Here is a 15,991-nt window from a genome sequence, read left to right on the forward strand (position 1 = left end):
AGGGTAAATCCAGTGATTATTAAAATTATTATTGTTCTACTGTTATTATTTATATTGTTTAATTTATTTCGTGCTTTATTAATTATGGTGTCGGGAAAAACCAATGGACGCCCCATGTCTCACTTTTTAGGGCGTCGAGTGTTATTTTCTATTGTGGTATTAGTGATGGTAATTGCCGCACTAAAACTTGGTTTTATTACGGCCAATCAATCACCTTTGCCCACTACAGTACATATACAAAAACAAACAAACATAGCCAAACAACATCAACAAAATGCCAGTACCACGCCGCAGCTTGAAACGCGAAGTGCTTATTTTTTGTAAAGTGGCCTTTTAAAATCCGTAGGAAAACGATTAATAAAATAATGGTACCTAAGGTGACATGCATACCGTGAAAACCGGTTAACAAAAAGAAGGTATTACCGTAAATTCCTGCATCAAGGGTTAAATTAAGGTCGTTATAAGCATAAATATATTCTTCTACTTGGAGTCCTAAAAAACATACTCCCAATAAAATAGTTACGCCTAAAAACACCTTAAGTGGCGTGCGCTTGTTATTTTCCATCGCCACATGAGCAAAATGCAGAGTCACTGACGAGGCTAATAAAATAAGGGTATTTATCAGTGGTAACCCTTGCCAGCCCATTGCTTGCGTCGTGGTGCCCCCAGGGGTATTTAACAATGGCCACACAGCCTCAAAAGTAGGCCATAACACTTCGTTAGTCATGGCGTTATTATCGGCGCCTCCAAGCCAAGGTACAGAGAACATGCGAGCATAAAAAAGGGCGCCAAAAAAGGCCATAAAAAACATAACTTCTGAAAAAATAAACCAGCTCATACCTTGCCTGAATGAGCGATCCATTTGGGCAGAATATAAACCTTGATGCGACTCTTCAATCACATTTTTAAACCAGCTAAACAGCATATAAAGCAATACGGCAATACCCGCATACAGTATGTAAATACCACTGCCTCCCTCTTTACCCATATCCATAACTGTTAAGGCTGCCCCTACCGCAATAAAAAATAGCGCCACTGCGCCAACTATTGGCCATGGGCTTTGATCAGGTACATAATAATGTTCATATTTTTGATTCATTTCATTTGCTCCTAGTTTTTCACTAGTTTTATAAGCTAGTTATTACTGGCTACTAACTTCTCGCTAATATCAAATACGGTATAAGACAGAGTTAACTCCTCCACATCACTGGGTAACTCAGTATCAACATAAAAAAGTAATTTAAACTCTAACTCCTCGCCAGCCTTCAAAGGTTGCTGGTCAAAGCAAAAACACGCTATTTTGTGTAAATATTTAGCTGCTTTGCCCGGTGCTACCGAGGGGATAGCCTGCATCACTTTGTCTTCATTACTATTGTTTTTAGCGCTAAACATAACCTCACGCATGGCCCCTGGTTTTACATCTACACTGTATTCTTTAGATTTAACCTCAAAAGGCGCACCACTTTGGGCATGCGTGGTAAAACTAACGCTGACCTCTCTATTCTCAGTAATCAAGGTACTTTGCTGTGCTTGTTCTAACGAGGGCTTACCATTAAGCCCCGTTATATCGCAAAACACGTCATATAAAGGCACCATGGCAAATGCAAAAGCAAACATTGCAATGCAAATAACCACCAGCTTTTTTAATAACGGCAAGTGCGTCATTATTTAATGTCCGGCGGCGTTGAGAACGTATGATAAGGCGCTGGTGAATCAACTTCCCATTCAAGCCCTTCAGCCCCATCCCAAACTTTTGCAGGCACTTTATCGCCCCCTTTTGCACATTTATACACAACAACAACGAACAGTAATTGCGATAAACCAAAGGCAAACCCACCTATACTAATAATGGCGTTAAAGTCAGCAAACTGCAGTGCATAATCTGGAATTCGACGTGGCATACCGGCTAACCCCACAAAATGCATTGGGAAAAACAGCACATTTACACTTACCAAGGACAACCAAAAATGCCATTTTGCTAAGGTAATATTGAACATATTTCCGGTCCATTTTGGCAGCCAATAATAAGCCCCCGCCATAATAGAAAATACCGCGCCCGTCACCAGCACATAATGGAAGTGTGCAACTACAAAATAGGTGTCGTGGTATTGAAAATCAGCAGGTGTGATCGCCAACATCAATCCCGAAAAGCCACCTAAAGTAAACAGCACAATAAATGCGATACTAAACAGCATCGGCACTTCAAAGCTAATAGAGCCACGCCACATAGTTGCTACCCAGTTAAATACTTTTACGCCGGTAGGTACCGATATCAACATAGTCGCGTACATAAAAAACAACTCACCCGCCACGGGCATACCTGTGGTAAACATATGATGCGCCCACACAATAAAGCTCAACAAGGCAATCGAGGAAGTGGCGTACACCATAGAGGCATAACCAAATAGTTTTTTACGTGAAAAAGTAGGAACAATCGTAGAGATAATGCCAAAGGCAGGCAAAATCATAATATAAACTTCAGGATGACCAAAAAACCAAAATATATGCTGGAACATTACCGGATCGCCACCACCAGCGGCGTCAAAGAAGCTGGTCGCAAAGTATTTATCGGTGAGTACCATAGTAACTGCACCAGCAAGTACCGGCATTACTGCAATAAGTAAAAAAGCCGTGATCAGCCATGTCCACACAAATAACGGCAGTTTCATCCATGTCATACCCGGAGCGCGCATATTCACTATGGTGACCACCACATTAATGGCACCCATAATCGAACTGATACCCATTATATGTACCGCAAATACAAACATTGCTGTGTTGTCGTTACTATAAGTGGTGGAAAGCGGAGCGTAAAAGGTCCACCCAAATGCAGGGCCACCACCAGGCATAAACAATGACGCTAACAAAATCAAAAACGCAAATGGTAAAATCCAGAAGCTCCAGTTGTTCATTCTCGGTAATGCCATATCTGGCGCACCAATCATTAACGGAATCATCCAGTTTGCCAATCCAGTAAATGCAGGCATTACTGCACCAAACACCATGATTAAACCGTGTACTGTGGTCATTTGATTAAAAAAGTGAGGATCAACCAATTGTAAACCCGGCTGAAATAACTCAGCCCGAATAACCATAGCCATTGCTCCACCAATCAAAAACATGGTGAGAGAAAAAATTAAATATAAGCTTCCGATATCTTTATGGTTGGTTGTAAATAACCAGCGCTTAAAGCCTGTTGCAGGTTGATGGCCATGATGAGCCTCATTGGAATTAGGTTGTTCTGCAATGCTACTCATTATTTAGCCTCCCCATCAGCATCCAGTGCCGCTTGTATTTCGCTTGGTTGAATTACCTCTCCGGTGTCATTACCCCATACGTTACGCTTATAAGTAATAACGGCTGCTATCTGCTTAATAGATAATTGCTTTGCGAAAGACTGCATCGCTGTACCTGGTTTACCATGAAGTAAGATATCGATATGACCTTTGATATCACCTATAACTATTGGGCTGCCTTTAAGTGCTGGAAAGACACCCGGCAAACCTAAACCTGTAGGTTGATGACACGCTGCACAGCTCGCCATATAAACTTGCTCACCAAGAGCCATCAGCTCCTCTTTTGGTACCACTTGATCTAATAACGCAGCGTCTGCTTCAGCCGCTTTTTGTTTAGCTTGTTTAGCTTCTGCCAACCACGTTTTGAAGTCTTCTTCTGTTTTTGCTTCTACCACAACAGGCATGAAGCCATGATCTTTACCACACAGCTCTGCACACTGCCCGCGGTAAGTACCTACTTCATTAATATTGGTCCATGTTTCGTTAATAAACCCAGGGTTTGCATCTTTTTTAACTGCAAAATCAGGTACCCACCATGAGTGAATTACATCATCTGAAGTCATTAAAAAACGTACTTTTTGATTAATCGGTAGCACCAGCGGCTTATCTACTTCGAGTAAATAATTCGGGTTTTTATCGGCAAGATTCGTTATTTCATTTTGAGGAGTCGCTAACATTGAATAAAACTCAACGTCCTCCCCCATATACTCGTAATGCCACTTCCACTGTGATCCAGTAATTTTTATGGTGATATCAGCTTTGCTGGCATCCTCCATGGCAATTAACGTTTTAGTCGCAGGAATGGCCATAACAATTAAGATGACAAAAGGAATGGCAGTCCAGAGTATTTCTACTTTAGTACTTTCATGAAACTGGGCAGGGACAGCCCCTTTAGACTTGCGATGATGGATGAGTGCCCAAAACATAATGGCAAACACGATCACCCCAATCACACAACATATTAAAAATATGGTCATGTGCAGTTGGTATACATTATTACTTATATCAGTTACGCCTTTACGCATATTATATTGGCTATTAGCAAGCACATTTTGCGAAAAAACTAACAATATAAGCCACAAGGAAGAACTCAGCTTACCCATGTGACGGCTCCTTTGATGCTATTGCTGACGCAAAGCGAAGAGGCATACGGCTTAAACGCCCATTCGTTATTTTTATTTTTTATAAGGGTGCTGGAGTTACTAAATGTGTGTGCTCAAAACGATTAGGCTGTGAGTTATTTTTATTCCAGCTCTTTAATAACTAGTTAAAAAATAAACAATAAGCAAGGTGAGCATGAAAAATAAACAAGAGGTTACTTAAAAAAGTGCAGCAAAAAAATAGTAACTAATGAGGTAATTAATCCCAGAGTCAGAGTTGGTAAGGGGTCGCTTGAATAACAGCGGAAAAGATATAAAATTTTATGATTTAAAATAATTAAAATAAATTTGTTTGTTTATAAAATATTTAGCGATTTTTAAAAATAACAAAAAGCGATTCACAAGCAATATCGTACAAAAATAATGCATGTAAAAACAGCGCCTAATCAATATTAAGCGCTAGGTTATGCTTAACTATCACATCCAATCAGCGTTACGAATAACACCCACCGCTAAACCTTCAATATTGAAAGATTCATTTTCCAAATCAACTTCAATGGCTGAAAACTCGTCATTTTCAGCATGCAGTAATACTTTTCTGCCGGCTTTTTCTAGACGCTTAACCGTAACATCATCATCCACTCGAGCAACAACAACCTGACCATTTTCAGCTACTTGAGTTTTATGTACAGCGAGTAAGTCGCCATCCATAATGCCAATATCTTTCATACTCATGCCGTTAACACGCAGCAAAAAGTCAGCCGCAGGTTTAAACATTAAAGGGTCAATTTTACAGTGGCTTTCTACATGCTGTTGCGCCAATATTGGCTCACCCGCAGCAACTCGACCAATTAAAGGTAAGCCCAGTTGCTCTGGCTCTTCTTCTTCAACAAGCTGAATACCCCGACTCGCGCCCGGCTTCATTTTAATCACACCTTTTTTAGCCAGTGCTTTTAAATGTTCTTCTGCAGCATTCGCACTTTTAAAACCCAGTGTTTGTGCAATTTCGGCACGTGTAGGAGGCATACCAGTATCTTTAATAAACACTTTGATAAGTTCGAGTATTTGCGCTTGGCGTTTCGTTAATGGTCGCATACAACTGGTTTTCCATACAGTACAATTAACTGTGAGTATATACAGTTATTTTAAAATCGCAAATATAAATTAAGTTAGCTCCACTGATAATAATTAGCTTATCGCACTAAGAATATAACCCGCTCTTAACTACTTAAAATTATTTTTGCACTGATTAAAGCAACCCATCAATAGTAAAAATAAAAAATGTATCTTAAAATTTACAACAATAGTTAATTTTAATAGGTGGCAATGTTAATTAATTGAAATAAAAATATTAGCGTGTACACTTTATGTGGACAAAACAAACCAAAAAGGACTATGAAATGAAAAAATACTCACCTTTATTTATCGGACTCCTATTCAGCGGCTATACACAAGCTCAAGTTCCGCTTTTTGAAGTGCAATATATTAATGAGTCACAAAGCGTGGCCACACAAACAAGTAATCAATTACAGTTTGGCCAGCCTCTTTTTGAGCTCACAAATAGCACAAATACCTTTCTTTTACCTGTTAAAGGTAACGACATTGAATTTATAAAAAGTTCAACAAGTTTGTCAGCAACGGGAAGCTTAATTTGGATTGGTAAAAGTTTAGAAGATGACGAAATAACACTTATTAAATCTGCAAAAGGCATTTCGGGTACTGTAAAAGTAGGTGAACAGATATATAAATTACAACCAAATAAGCACTCTGGTCATAATTTCATTGAATTAGATCCCCAAAAGCAGCCAGCTGAACATGCTCCCGACTATAAACAGTCTAATCACCTGAAGTTTATGAGTGAACAAATTTTAACAGCTCAAAACACTCAATCGGTAATGGCTAACGAAACGCAAAGTAATATTAGTTTATTAGTTTTATATACCCCAGCAGCAGCTCAAAAATCAGGGGATATAAATAGCTTAATTGATCTTGCGGTTGTTGAAACCAACCAAGGTTATCAAAACTCAGGCGTCAACGCAGTTGTTAGCATAGCCCACATGAGCCAAATTAATTATACTGAAGCTGCAAACTCAAGTACTGATTTAAATCGTTTAGCAGCTAAAAACGACGGTTATATGGATGAAGCACATACATTACGCGATCAATTCGGTGCAGATGTAGTTATATTAGTAAATGATGTCAATGGTTACTGTGGCCAGGCCAAAGCCATTGGCGCTAATGCTCAAAGCGCTTTTGCTATGGTCGATTATGATTGTGCGACAGGCTACTATTCCTTTGGTCATGAGATTGGGCACTTACAAGGCGCTCGCCATAATCCAGAAAACGATCCTTCAACAACTCCTTATTCATTTGGACATGGTTACCAACAACCTCAATCGCAATGGCGTTCAGTGATGGCATATAATTGTCCAGGTAATTGTACACGTATTAATTACTGGTCGAACCCTAATAAATCATACAATGGAGATGTAATGGGGACTTCGGCAGAACATGACAATGCCAGAGTGTTAAACTTAACTAACCCTATTATTGCAAACTTTAGATCTTCAACCCCCCCAATTCCTGGTGACAATGTACTCCAAAATAATCAAGCAATTATGGTTAATGGCGCAAAGAATAGCGAAAAATTATTTACATTTGCAGTACCAAGTGAAGCAACACAAGTTACTTTTAGAACATCAGGTGGTAGTGGTGATGCTGATATATATGTAAAATTTAACGAAACGGCATCCACAAATAATTTTGATTGTCGCCCATATAGAAATGGCAATAGTGAGAGCTGCAGTGATACTCGCAGTGGAAATTACTCTGTCATGCTCAAAGGCTTTGATGCTTATAATAATGTAGAACTGGTTGCTAGTTACCAATAATAAGCAAGCTACATAAGCAGGCGTCGTAGTATGGCGACCTGCTTAAATTAAGCTAAAAAAATTTTATTTGCTATCACTCACGACAAGATTTAAATTTCACCTTAATATGAGCTCAATTTTATATTTTTAAACATTCTTTTAGGAGCGAGTATGAGCATTTGGCATCAACCAATTACATTAGAGTTTTGTAAGCAATTAGATCAAGGGATCACTGGCCAAGGCACGCTCATGAAGACCATGGGAATTGAAATCAGTGAAATTGGAGATGACTACTTAGTCGCCACTATGCCGGCAATTCCAGAGCATCATAACCCTATGGGTATAGTGCATGGTGGTGCCAATGTGGTCCTTGCTGAAACCGTAGCAAGTTATGCCGCTAACTTTGTAGTTGATTTCAGTCGATTTTATTGTGTTGGGCAAGAGATCAGCGCCAGTCACTTAAAAGCGTCACGCAACGGCACATTAACGGCTACCGCAAAAGCTTATCATATAGGTAAACGCAGCTCGGTTTGGGATATTAAAATAACCAATAGCCGCAATGAGCTTTGCTGCGTATCAAGAATGACCGCAGCCGTAGTCGAACGAAAAGGTTAAATTACTTTTCCAGAGGGTAAATAGTAACTTCTATGCCTGCGCCAATTGCAGATATGCGTAACAAGGTATCTGCATGTAGGGCCTGATTAAAGCATTTTGGCGACGTACCCGACTCAAATCCCATATCAAACGTTCTACGAGAACAACTTAACCATTGCTTTAATGCATTGCGTGAACACGACTCAATTAGCTCACATAAGTGATTAATTGCTTTATCAGGTGTGGTTATTTCACCAGCTACTTCGATGCGTGCCAGTTGGCGGTATTCGTCTTTATCATAATGTAAAATGGTTGCGACCTTTTTTAAATCAGCAACTAATACGCTAATATCTTGCTTTGACTCAAGCTCGAGATCTACATTTAAAAATTGAATTTCCGACATTGTTTCGTATTTATCCTCTAATGGTTACCTTGCAAACTTTAACGCAGTTTTACCGTTATACCAAATCAACACCCTATAAATAGACACTTTATCAGTTAATACTCTTATTTTAGGGTGTTATTGCAGCTTACTATTAGCACTATTGTGCTGAAACTCAATTTGAATGCACTAGTGCGACATTTTGTCGCACTCACCCTGCCTATCATTCGCGTAAAATGTTTATTAAAAGTAATAAGATAAACACCTATGAAAAAAATATTTAAACCAACACGTAGACTTCATAAATGGTTGGGCTACTTATTAGGGCTACAAATTTTAGCTTGGTTGCTTGGCGGTTTAATTATGAGCGCTATTCCGCTTGAAAAAGTACATGGTAAGCACCTAGCAACACGCACCCTAACCAATCCCTTTAAAAGCCATGATTACATCGCATCAATTGATGATATCGTATCCCAAGTAACCAACCCGACTAAAATAATCTTTACGCATTTTTTATCCACCCCACTTATAACTGTAACCAGTGCCGGTAGCCAACAAAGTTTTAATGGCATTACTGGGCAACCATTTAAAGCACCTAATAGACAGCAAATTATTGCTAATGCACACGCACACTTACTTATTAATGCTCAACGAGTAAGCGCTGCTTTATTAGCTACAGGCCCACGAGAAAGCGGTTATAAAACAAATATATGGCAAGTGAAATTTAACGATACATTTAACACCACCCTCTATTTGTCATCAGACACAGGTAAAGTGATTACTGTTCGCAGTGATATTTGGCGAGTGTTTGACTTCTTTTGGATGCTACACATTATGGATTACGATGAGCGCGAGGATTTTAACAACCCGTTACTCATTAGCTTTGCTGCCAGCAGTGTGTTTTTTAGTTTTACTGGTTTTATTTTATTACTGCAAAACATCCGATTAAGAACAAGAAAACGTAAGCTATCCTGAGTTTTTAAGCAGGTTGTACAGAAAACTGATTTACCATTTAGGTTATTCTCTTTAAAATCGCGGCTCCTGTAGTTCACTAAAGTGATAGGATATGCCGCATTTTATTTTTGCGTTATTGCTTTGCGTTATCAGCTTTACTATTAATGCTGAGCAATTTACTCGTTTTTCCAGTGCTAAAAAACACTTAATTAAAACCTTACCAACCAATGCAAAAAGTATCTATTGTGGTTGCGACATAAAACGTAAAGGCAAAAAGTTAGTACCCGATGCAACCCATTGTGGTTATGTGCCACGCAACACATTTACCCGTTCAGGTAACGTGAACCAACGCGCTCTGCGAATAGAATGGGAACATATTGTACCCGCTTGGGAGTTCGGTCATCAGTTACAATGCTGGCAAGATGGTGGACGTAAAAATTGCCGTAAAGTAAGTGCAAAGTTTCGCATGATGGAAGCTGATATTAACAATTTAGCTCCCGCAATCGGTGAAATTAACGCTGATCGTTCAAACTATCGCTTTGGCATGTTAGCCCAAAATGCTAATCAATATGGTCGCTGTGAGGTTAAGGTTAATTTTAAACAACGCGTTATAGAGCCTCCGGTTTATGCACGTAAACGTATTGCCGATGCATACGCTTACATGCAAAAAACTTATGGTTTAAAAATATCAAATCAACAACAAAAGCTGTTTAATGCGTGGCAACAACAAGCTTATGCCGCAAAAACCGACAGTAAAAAGCTGTAACTTATGTTTATAATGCTTGGTGTGGTCCAAATATTTCGTAATGAATATTCGAGCTCTGTACACCTAAGTCAAGTAGTTGGCCTTTTACATAAGCCATAAATGAAGCTGGTCCACACAAATAAAATGCCCCTTCGCTAATAGGCAGTGATGCTTCAAGCACAGATAAATCCATAAGACCTGTGTAATCACATCCCCCACCACCTTGATTAAACCAGGTTAAGGTTTTTAGTTGTGGATGCATAGCCGTTTGCTGAGCTAGGTAGTCTTTAAATGAATACTCCAAGCTATTTTCACACGCGTGTAAGTAACTAATCGCTTGATTAGTATTGTCGCTCAATAGCGTTTGCAGCATAGCCATCATTGGGGTTTGGCCAACACCTGCAGAAATAAGCACAACGGGGCTTGTTGCATCTTTCAAAAAGAAATCACCTGCTGGTGGGTATAGCTCTACTCGTGCGCCCTGCTCTAGTGAGTGTAAATAGTTAGACACCACGCCAGGCTGTGGTTGGCACTCTTTTTTAACGCTAATACGATAGTTTTTAGCATTGCTCTTTTGCGAAATAGAATACTGGCGGATCTCTTCATATTCTGCCCCCTCAGGCTTAACTTTAATGCCAAGATATTGTCCTGGCTTGTGGGAAATAACAGCTTTGCCGTCTAAAGGTGTGAGGATAAAGCTGGTTACAAATTCAGACTCAACATGTTTATGAGTAATTTCAAACTTCCGTGTACCTACCCAGCCACCATGATTATTTTTACTGTGTGTATACAACGCTGCTTCTTCGGTAATACAAATATCAGCCAGTAGGTTATAAGCTTCTCGCCATGCGTATTCAACATCAGCTGTAAACTGATCAGGAATAAGCTCTTTAAGTGTGCCGATCAAATGCGCCCCTACAATAGGGTAGTGTTCGGGTAAAATATTCAAGCTGGTATGCTTATGGTTAATTCTAGCTAATGCCTCTTTTAACACGGCTAAATTATCAATATTTTGCGCATACGCAGCCAAGGCATTAAATAATGCAAATTGCTGACGACCCGTTTCTTGGTTAGTCATATTAAAAATATGTTTAAGTTCCGGGTTATGGCTAAACATGCGCTTATAAAAATGATCGGTGACGGCTGTGCCCGCTTCTGCAAGTAATGGAGCTGTACTTTTTACAATCTCAATAGTTTTTTCAGATAACATTTTGGTTTCCTATGGGTGAACTAACCACGACGCCCATCAACACGACGCCGCGTTAATATAGGAGTGCAGTGAATTAAAAATAATAAAAAGGCCAGTAACCAAAGCACAGCACTGATCTGCCAAGCTAGGTGTGGCCCAATAAAAGACGGGAGAAAAGCACGAATAATTGCGGCACTAAACACCAATACAAATGCAAGATTCATAAAACCAGGAATACTAAGTGAGCGACCGGTATGTCCTAGTGATACCCGTGTCATCATGGCTAAAATCATCATGCCGATACCACCAATAGTGATAAAATGCAGAGCGTCTTTAAACAGTATTGCACTGCTATAAAAACTGATTGCCACTAACATTAAACCTATACCTAAAGCTAAATACGCAAAGTGTAACGACCATAATAATGGGACTTTTAGGACTTGCTTGTTCCACCAGCAAACACCGCGAACTAAATGCAAAAACGCTGCACTCATCACAACTAGTGCCGGGTTAATTACAGTGAAAAATAATTTACTAATAAAAAATAATGCTATCGCCAATACCGATAAGTATAAAATAGCTTTATCTATGTTTGGTGTGCGTACCTGCTTAGATAAGCCCAGCCCTTTGGCAGTAAAAAAGGGTAATACACGCCCAGCTACAACCCCCACCAACAAACTTATAACCAGTACTGCGGTATCAACCATCGCCAGCGCTAGCTGCGTTTGGTTTTTTAGCACTAGTATTAAATACAACATATTGAGCGTACATAAAAATGAAAGAATAAATAAAAACAAGTAGTTGCGTTTACTGCTCGCTTTTATCAACATGCTGGCTAACACTATGATTACCGAGAGCCACCAAACAACTTGTAAAATCAGTACCGCATAAACATTAAACTGATCAATGCTAGGCACAACTACAAAAAAACTAAGCCGTGCACTAAGCCATATTAGGCTAAGCCACATCAATGGTTTACCGTTAATACTTGCAACACCGGTCCATGTTTGTGCTGCAGTAAGTAAAAAGCCAGCCACAACCACGCCCGCAAAACCAAATAACATTTCATGTGCATGCCACAAATTAGCAGGCATAACTAAATACCACTGTGCATCGCCACTTAAAATAAGTAACCAATAACCCACAGATAAACACGCTAGTGATCCACCAGCTAAAAAAAAGGGTCTAAATGCCAACATCCATAATGACCATTGTGATACCTGATGAAATGCGACCTGCGCTGGCATAGGTTCGGCTAAGTTTATGGGCTTCATTAGCGCACCTCCTGCCCCAGTCCATGCTGCGCCACACAGCGCAGTACGTAACTCACTTTGACAATCGCCGCGAGGACAATCGTGCTAATGTGTGCAAAAATTTGTACCGGTATCGAAAAGTAGCCTGCATAGGGATAACTTATTAACAACGTAATCAACACCCCAAATACGCTAATACATAGCATCTTATTTGCATGAGATAGCAAACGGTAATACAGAGAATTAGACTTCACTGAATAATTAACCTGTCCTAAAAAAATACTGCTCATAACAACCCCAATAACTGCTTTCGTTATTTTGTTATTACACAGACCATGCCAATTAAATAAACACTTTAAATTCAATGTATTATTTAATTTCACTTTACAAAAAGAGTCTTTATGACCTACTATAAAAACCAACAAAATACACTAACAGGTCATTTTGACATGAACCAACAACTCAACCTGACTCAAGTTGCCTTGGAGCTTGCACAAAGCACCTTACATGCCCACAGTTTTGAGCAGCTCTTAGCCACGGTTGAACGTGTTATTCCAAGTGATGCTAGCGCCTTGTTAATTCGCCAAGGCGAGCAATTAAAGCCTTTAGCGATTAAAGGTTTAATGCCTGATAGCTTAGGCAGGCGTTTTAATATTGCAGAGCATCCTCGCCTTGATGCTATTTGTAATCACCGCTTGGCACTGCAATTTGCACATGACTGCCCGCTTCCAGACCCATATGACGGCTTACTACTAGCTAAAACCGGTGATATTCCAGTGCATGCCTGCTTAGGTTTACCGCTTTATGATAAAGATTCGCTGCTTGGTATTTTGACCTTTGATAGCCTAAACGCTGATGCGTTTGACGGCATTACCGCTGATACACTTAATACCTTACAAACCTTGTGTAGCGCACACTTTAAAACAGCTCTAGAGCTTGCCCATTACAAACAGCATGCTCAGCATTCAAATGAATTAGTACAAGCGTTAAACCGTGAGGCACTCAAACGCGATGGTGGCGAAATTATTGGCCAAAGCCCAGTAATACAAACTCTTAAAAACGAAATAAAGCTGGTTGCAGCCTCTAATTTTAGTGTATTAATTTTAGGTGATACTGGGGTCGGCAAAGAGTTGGTGGCGCGTAATATTCACTTGCATTCAGCACGCAAAGATCAGCCATTGATCCATTTAAATTGTGCATCACTGCCTGAAAACCTCGCCGAAAGTGAATTTTTTGGCCATGCAAAAGGCGCCTTTACGGGGGCACAAAATGCTCGCCAAGGTAAGTTTCAATTAGCTGATGGCGGTACCTTATTTTTGGATGAAATAGGCGAGCTACCACTGGCAATGCAAAGTAAATTATTACGGGTACTGCAAAGTGGCGAAGTACAAACCGTTGGTGAAGACGAACTTAAATATGTTGATGTTAGAGTGATTGCTGCCACTAACCGTGACTTGAAACACGAAGTAGAACAGGGGCGATTTCGCGCCGACTTATATCATCGCCTAAGTGTGTACCCGTTAAGCGTAGCGCCTTTAAAAGCCCGTGATGAAGATGTTATTTTATTAGCCGGTTATTTTTTGGAAAAAACAGCTCGCAAGCTTGCGATTAAACAGCTAAAACTCAGCATTGAAACGCAATTACTGCTAAAAAAATATGACTGGCCTGGCAATGTAAGAGAGCTGGAACATGTTATTAATCGCGCCGCATTAAAAGCTAAACAGCATCAATGGCAGCAGCCAATTATTACTATTGAGCCAGAGCATTGCGAGCTAAATTTAAGCGCTGTTAACACCTTAGATCTTGAACACTCAAACCAGCTTGCAACCACACCTTTAACAAACAACATTTCGTTAAAACAAGCCACCGATACTTACACTCAGCAGCTTATTATACAGCAACTTAAACAACATAATTATAACTGGGCAAGCACAGCGCGAAGTTTACAGGTCGACCGCGCTAACTTAACGCGGCTAGCCGAGCGCTTGGGTATTTCTATAAAAAAGTCGTTGTAGCTTTTTTAACTTAATTTAAGCTGCTTAAAATAGGTTTTTAATAACTGACTAAACGCTTGCACTTTCGCAGTACGATGCACTAAATGGTGCGTCACTAACCATAAGTCAGTAGGCCAACTTAGTTCGTTAGGTAATACAGGCACTAAATCAGAGTATTGCGCTGCAACATCATGTTGTAATCCGCCAATCCCTAGCCCCTTAACGATGGCGCGAGTAGCCTCTGAGGTTTCTGATACTCTAAGTTTAACTTGCGACGAGGGAATATTTTCATCAACCCACGCAAAATAAGGCACTTTGCCATTATAACCCGCGACTCCTGATACAAAATTATGCACCGAGAGTTGTGCTAACGTTTGTGGCAAGCCATAACGATTTATGTAATGTTTTGAAGCATAAAATCCTGACGAGAGTGCCGCTAAATGCTGAGCAATATAATCACCTTCATCCGGCCTGGGCCCTGCTCTTACAGCGATATGTGCTTGGCCATGGTCTAAGCGCAAACGCTTTTGATCCATAATCACTTGTAATTGCACTTGCGGATGCAAGGTCTGAAACTGCTCACATACCTCACTTAATACATCTATAAAACCACTCACAGTGGTAAGTAACAAGCTACCTTGTAAGGTACTATCTGCTGCAATTATGTCACTGTGTAAGCGCTCTAGCTCACCATTAATTGCTTGTGCTGTGGTAAATAACTTAGCGCCAATCTCTGTGACTTTGTAGCCACGAGCATGTCGGTGGAATAATCGCGCATCTAAGCTTTTCTCTAAGTTATTTATTCGCCTGAGCACCGTACTGTGATGAATATCTAGTGCTTCGGCAGCTGCAGTTAAAGTGCCTAAACGCGCCACCTCATAAGCAACCTTAAGATCTTGCCAATCATCAAATTGAATTGCCATAGTAACCACTTTTTAAATTGTGCATATACGCACACAAGTTTTGCGTTTATTTGGCTTTTCTGCAAGCAATTATTTGTTAAAGTCACTGCTGTACACAATCAACATTAGGATCAGCTCATGACTACACCAAAAATTATTGCCCTAGCAGGTAGCTTACGTAAAGACAGCTTTAATCAAAAACTTATTAATGAAGCAGCTCGTTTTGCACTAGAAAGTGGCGCTGAAGTAGAAGTGATCAAACTCGCAGACTTAGCCATACCTATGTTTGATGAAGATTTAGAAGCACAAGGCACACCGGCCGGCGTACAACAATTAAAAGACAAGCTGCGCACAGCAGATGGTATTTTACTGGCCAGCCCAGAATATAATGGTTCTATCACCGCAGTGTTAAAAAATGCCATTGATTGGGCGTCGCGCACCGAACAAGGTGCAGAGCCTGCATTTGCAAATAAAGTAACCGCTTTATATGCAGCATCACCGGGTGGACTTGGCGGCTTACGTGGGTTGAATCACGTGCGTGATATTTTATCTGGCATTGGCAGCTTAGTATTAGCTAACCAACTGGCAGTACCGGCTATTCATACTTTATTAGACGAAAATGGCCGTATTAACGACCCCGCTACCGCTGAAAAAGTGGCCGGCCTTGCACAGCAGTTAGTTAGCGTAGCGAGTAAGCTAAAATAAGCAGCGG

The 15,991-nt window shown here is 40.2% G+C and carries 16 protein-coding genes; 7 read left to right on the top strand and 9 right to left on the bottom strand.

Annotation, left to right across the window (positions count from 1 at the left end):
• The first annotated feature begins 12 nt into the window (after positions 1-12).
• A complete protein-coding gene (locus tag CWB76_RS20500; RefSeq protein WP_138608360.1) occupies positions 13-324 on the top strand; it encodes a DUF2909 domain-containing protein in 312 nt (103 codons plus the stop codon).
• On the opposite strand, the gene CWB76_RS13810 is transcribed toward CWB76_RS20500, so the two are convergent.
• The 5 genes from CWB76_RS13810 to lexA all read right to left on the bottom strand — a co-directional run bounded on the left by CWB76_RS13810 (position 224) and on the right by lexA (position 5,491).
• Complete coding sequence (locus CWB76_RS13810; protein WP_138608362.1) at positions 224-1,099, bottom strand: cytochrome c oxidase subunit 3; 876 nt, start codon at positions 1,097-1,099, stop codon at positions 224-226. The two genes, CWB76_RS20500 and CWB76_RS13810, sit on opposite strands and share 101 nt — an antisense overlap.
• A gap of 35 nt (positions 1,100-1,134) precedes the next feature.
• Positions 1,135-1,665 carry a cytochrome c oxidase assembly protein gene (locus CWB76_RS13815; RefSeq protein ID WP_055012743.1) on the bottom strand — a complete coding sequence of 177 codons (531 nt, stop codon included), beginning with the start codon at positions 1,663-1,665 and terminating at the stop codon, positions 1,135-1,137.
• Entirely contained in the window at positions 1,665-3,257 is a 1,593-nt protein-coding gene (gene ctaD, locus CWB76_RS13820; RefSeq protein ID WP_010392382.1) for a cytochrome c oxidase subunit I, read from the bottom strand. Before ctaD ends, CWB76_RS13815 begins: the two co-directional genes overlap by 1 nt.
• Entirely contained in the window at positions 3,257-4,399 is a 1,143-nt protein-coding gene (gene coxB / locus CWB76_RS13825) for a cytochrome c oxidase subunit II (protein WP_138608364.1), read from the bottom strand. The genes ctaD and coxB overlap by 1 nt, the downstream gene beginning before the upstream one ends.
• 474 nt (positions 4,400-4,873) lie before the next feature.
• A complete protein-coding gene (gene lexA / locus CWB76_RS13830; RefSeq protein WP_010392379.1) occupies positions 4,874-5,491 on the bottom strand; it encodes a transcriptional repressor LexA in 618 nt (205 codons plus the stop codon).
• A 305-nt stretch (positions 5,492-5,796) separates the two neighbouring features.
• Here lexA and CWB76_RS13835 point away from each other — a divergent pair, with 305 nt between their 5' ends.
• Together CWB76_RS13835 and CWB76_RS13840 are read left to right on the top strand one after the other, a co-directional pair.
• Positions 5,797-7,287 carry a M12 family metallo-peptidase gene (locus CWB76_RS13835; protein ID WP_138608366.1) on the top strand — a complete coding sequence of 497 codons (1,491 nt, stop codon included), beginning with the start codon at positions 5,797-5,799 and terminating at the stop codon, positions 7,285-7,287.
• Between the two features lie 150 nt (positions 7,288-7,437).
• A complete protein-coding gene (locus CWB76_RS13840; protein ID WP_138608368.1) occupies positions 7,438-7,881 on the top strand; it encodes a PaaI family thioesterase in 444 nt (147 codons plus the stop codon).
• 1 nt (position 7,882) lies between these two features.
• Here the strand turns inward: CWB76_RS13840 and CWB76_RS13845 are convergent, their stop codons facing one another.
• Complete coding sequence (locus CWB76_RS13845; RefSeq protein WP_008114170.1) at positions 7,883-8,263, bottom strand: hypothetical protein; 381 nt, start codon at positions 8,261-8,263, stop codon at positions 7,883-7,885.
• Positions 8,264-8,509: 246 nt separating this feature from the next.
• Between CWB76_RS13845 and CWB76_RS13850 the strand changes: the two genes are divergently transcribed.
• Together CWB76_RS13850 and CWB76_RS13855 are read left to right on the top strand one after the other, a co-directional pair.
• Positions 8,510-9,217 (top strand): hypothetical protein, encoded by a 708-nt coding sequence (locus tag CWB76_RS13850; RefSeq protein ID WP_138608370.1) that lies wholly within the window; start codon positions 8,510-8,512, stop codon positions 9,215-9,217.
• A gap of 91 nt (positions 9,218-9,308) precedes the next feature.
• Positions 9,309-9,962, top strand: coding sequence for an endonuclease (locus CWB76_RS13855; protein WP_138608372.1), 654 nt, complete (start codon positions 9,309-9,311; stop codon positions 9,960-9,962).
• 7 nt (positions 9,963-9,969) lie between these two features.
• Here CWB76_RS13855 and hmpA read toward each other — a convergent pair whose 3' ends face one another.
• Both hmpA and CWB76_RS13865 read right to left on the bottom strand, forming a co-directional pair.
• Complete coding sequence (hmpA, locus tag CWB76_RS13860) at positions 9,970-11,151, bottom strand: NO-inducible flavohemoprotein (RefSeq protein WP_138608374.1); 1,182 nt, start codon at positions 11,149-11,151, stop codon at positions 9,970-9,972.
• Between the two features lie 20 nt (positions 11,152-11,171).
• On the bottom strand, positions 11,172-12,404 hold the full coding sequence (locus tag CWB76_RS13865; protein ID WP_138608376.1) for an NnrS family protein: 1,233 nt from the start codon (positions 12,402-12,404) through the stop codon (positions 11,172-11,174).
• 428 nt (positions 12,405-12,832) lie between these two features.
• On the opposite strand from CWB76_RS13865, the gene norR reads away from it, so the two are divergent.
• Positions 12,833-14,398 carry a nitric oxide reductase transcriptional regulator NorR gene (gene norR / locus CWB76_RS13875; protein WP_171039636.1) on the top strand — a complete coding sequence of 522 codons (1,566 nt, stop codon included), beginning with the start codon at positions 12,833-12,835 and terminating at the stop codon, positions 14,396-14,398.
• A gap of 5 nt (positions 14,399-14,403) precedes the next feature.
• On the opposite strand, the gene CWB76_RS13880 is transcribed toward norR, so the two are convergent.
• On the bottom strand, positions 14,404-15,300 hold the full coding sequence (locus CWB76_RS13880) for a LysR family transcriptional regulator (protein WP_138608380.1): 897 nt from the start codon (positions 15,298-15,300) through the stop codon (positions 14,404-14,406).
• 117 nt (positions 15,301-15,417) lie between these two features.
• Here CWB76_RS13880 and CWB76_RS13885 point away from each other — a divergent pair, with 117 nt between their 5' ends.
• Positions 15,418-15,984 carry an NADPH-dependent FMN reductase gene (locus CWB76_RS13885; RefSeq protein WP_138608382.1) on the top strand — a complete coding sequence of 189 codons (567 nt, stop codon included), beginning with the start codon at positions 15,418-15,420 and terminating at the stop codon, positions 15,982-15,984.
• Positions 15,985-15,991 lie beyond the last annotated feature (7 nt).

Origin of the sequence: Pseudoalteromonas sp. S1609 (assembly GCF_005887255.1) — a bacterium.
In the GTDB taxonomy this organism is placed as follows: domain Bacteria; phylum Pseudomonadota; class Gammaproteobacteria; order Enterobacterales; family Alteromonadaceae; genus Pseudoalteromonas.

What these genes read in the sequence shown, in the direction of transcription:
- CWB76_RS13810 (WP_138608362.1), bottom strand. Translation starts at nt 1,099, where the DNA reads ATGAATCAAAAATATGAACATTATTATGTACCTGATCAAAGCCCATGG.
- CWB76_RS13815 (WP_055012743.1), bottom strand. Translation starts at nt 1,665, where the DNA reads ATGACGCACTTGCCGTTATTAAAAAAGCTGGTGGTTATTTGCATTGCA.
- ctaD (WP_010392382.1), bottom strand. Translation starts at nt 3,257, where the DNA reads ATGAGTAGCATTGCAGAACAACCTAATTCCAATGAGGCTCATCATGGC.
- coxB (WP_138608364.1), bottom strand. Translation starts at nt 4,399, where the DNA reads ATGGGTAAGCTGAGTTCTTCCTTGTGGCTTATATTGTTAGTTTTTTCG.
- lexA (WP_010392379.1), bottom strand. Translation starts at nt 5,491, where the DNA reads ATGCGACCATTAACGAAACGCCAAGCGCAAATACTCGAACTTATCAAA.
- CWB76_RS13835 (WP_138608366.1), top strand. Translation starts at nt 5,797, where the DNA reads ATGAAAAAATACTCACCTTTATTTATCGGACTCCTATTCAGCGGCTAT.
- CWB76_RS13840 (WP_138608368.1), top strand. Translation starts at nt 7,438, where the DNA reads ATGAGCATTTGGCATCAACCAATTACATTAGAGTTTTGTAAGCAATTA.
- CWB76_RS13845 (WP_008114170.1), bottom strand. Translation starts at nt 8,263, where the DNA reads ATGTCGGAAATTCAATTTTTAAATGTAGATCTCGAGCTTGAGTCAAAG.
- CWB76_RS13850 (WP_138608370.1), top strand. Translation starts at nt 8,510, where the DNA reads ATGAAAAAAATATTTAAACCAACACGTAGACTTCATAAATGGTTGGGC.
- CWB76_RS13855 (WP_138608372.1), top strand. Translation starts at nt 9,309, where the DNA reads ATGCCGCATTTTATTTTTGCGTTATTGCTTTGCGTTATCAGCTTTACT.
- hmpA (WP_138608374.1), bottom strand. Translation starts at nt 11,151, where the DNA reads ATGTTATCTGAAAAAACTATTGAGATTGTAAAAAGTACAGCTCCATTA.
- CWB76_RS13865 (WP_138608376.1), bottom strand. Translation starts at nt 12,404, where the DNA reads ATGAAGCCCATAAACTTAGCCGAACCTATGCCAGCGCAGGTCGCATTT.
- norR (WP_171039636.1), top strand. Translation starts at nt 12,833, where the DNA reads ATGAACCAACAACTCAACCTGACTCAAGTTGCCTTGGAGCTTGCACAA.
- CWB76_RS13880 (WP_138608380.1), bottom strand. Translation starts at nt 15,300, where the DNA reads ATGGCAATTCAATTTGATGATTGGCAAGATCTTAAGGTTGCTTATGAG.
- CWB76_RS13885 (WP_138608382.1), top strand. Translation starts at nt 15,418, where the DNA reads ATGACTACACCAAAAATTATTGCCCTAGCAGGTAGCTTACGTAAAGAC.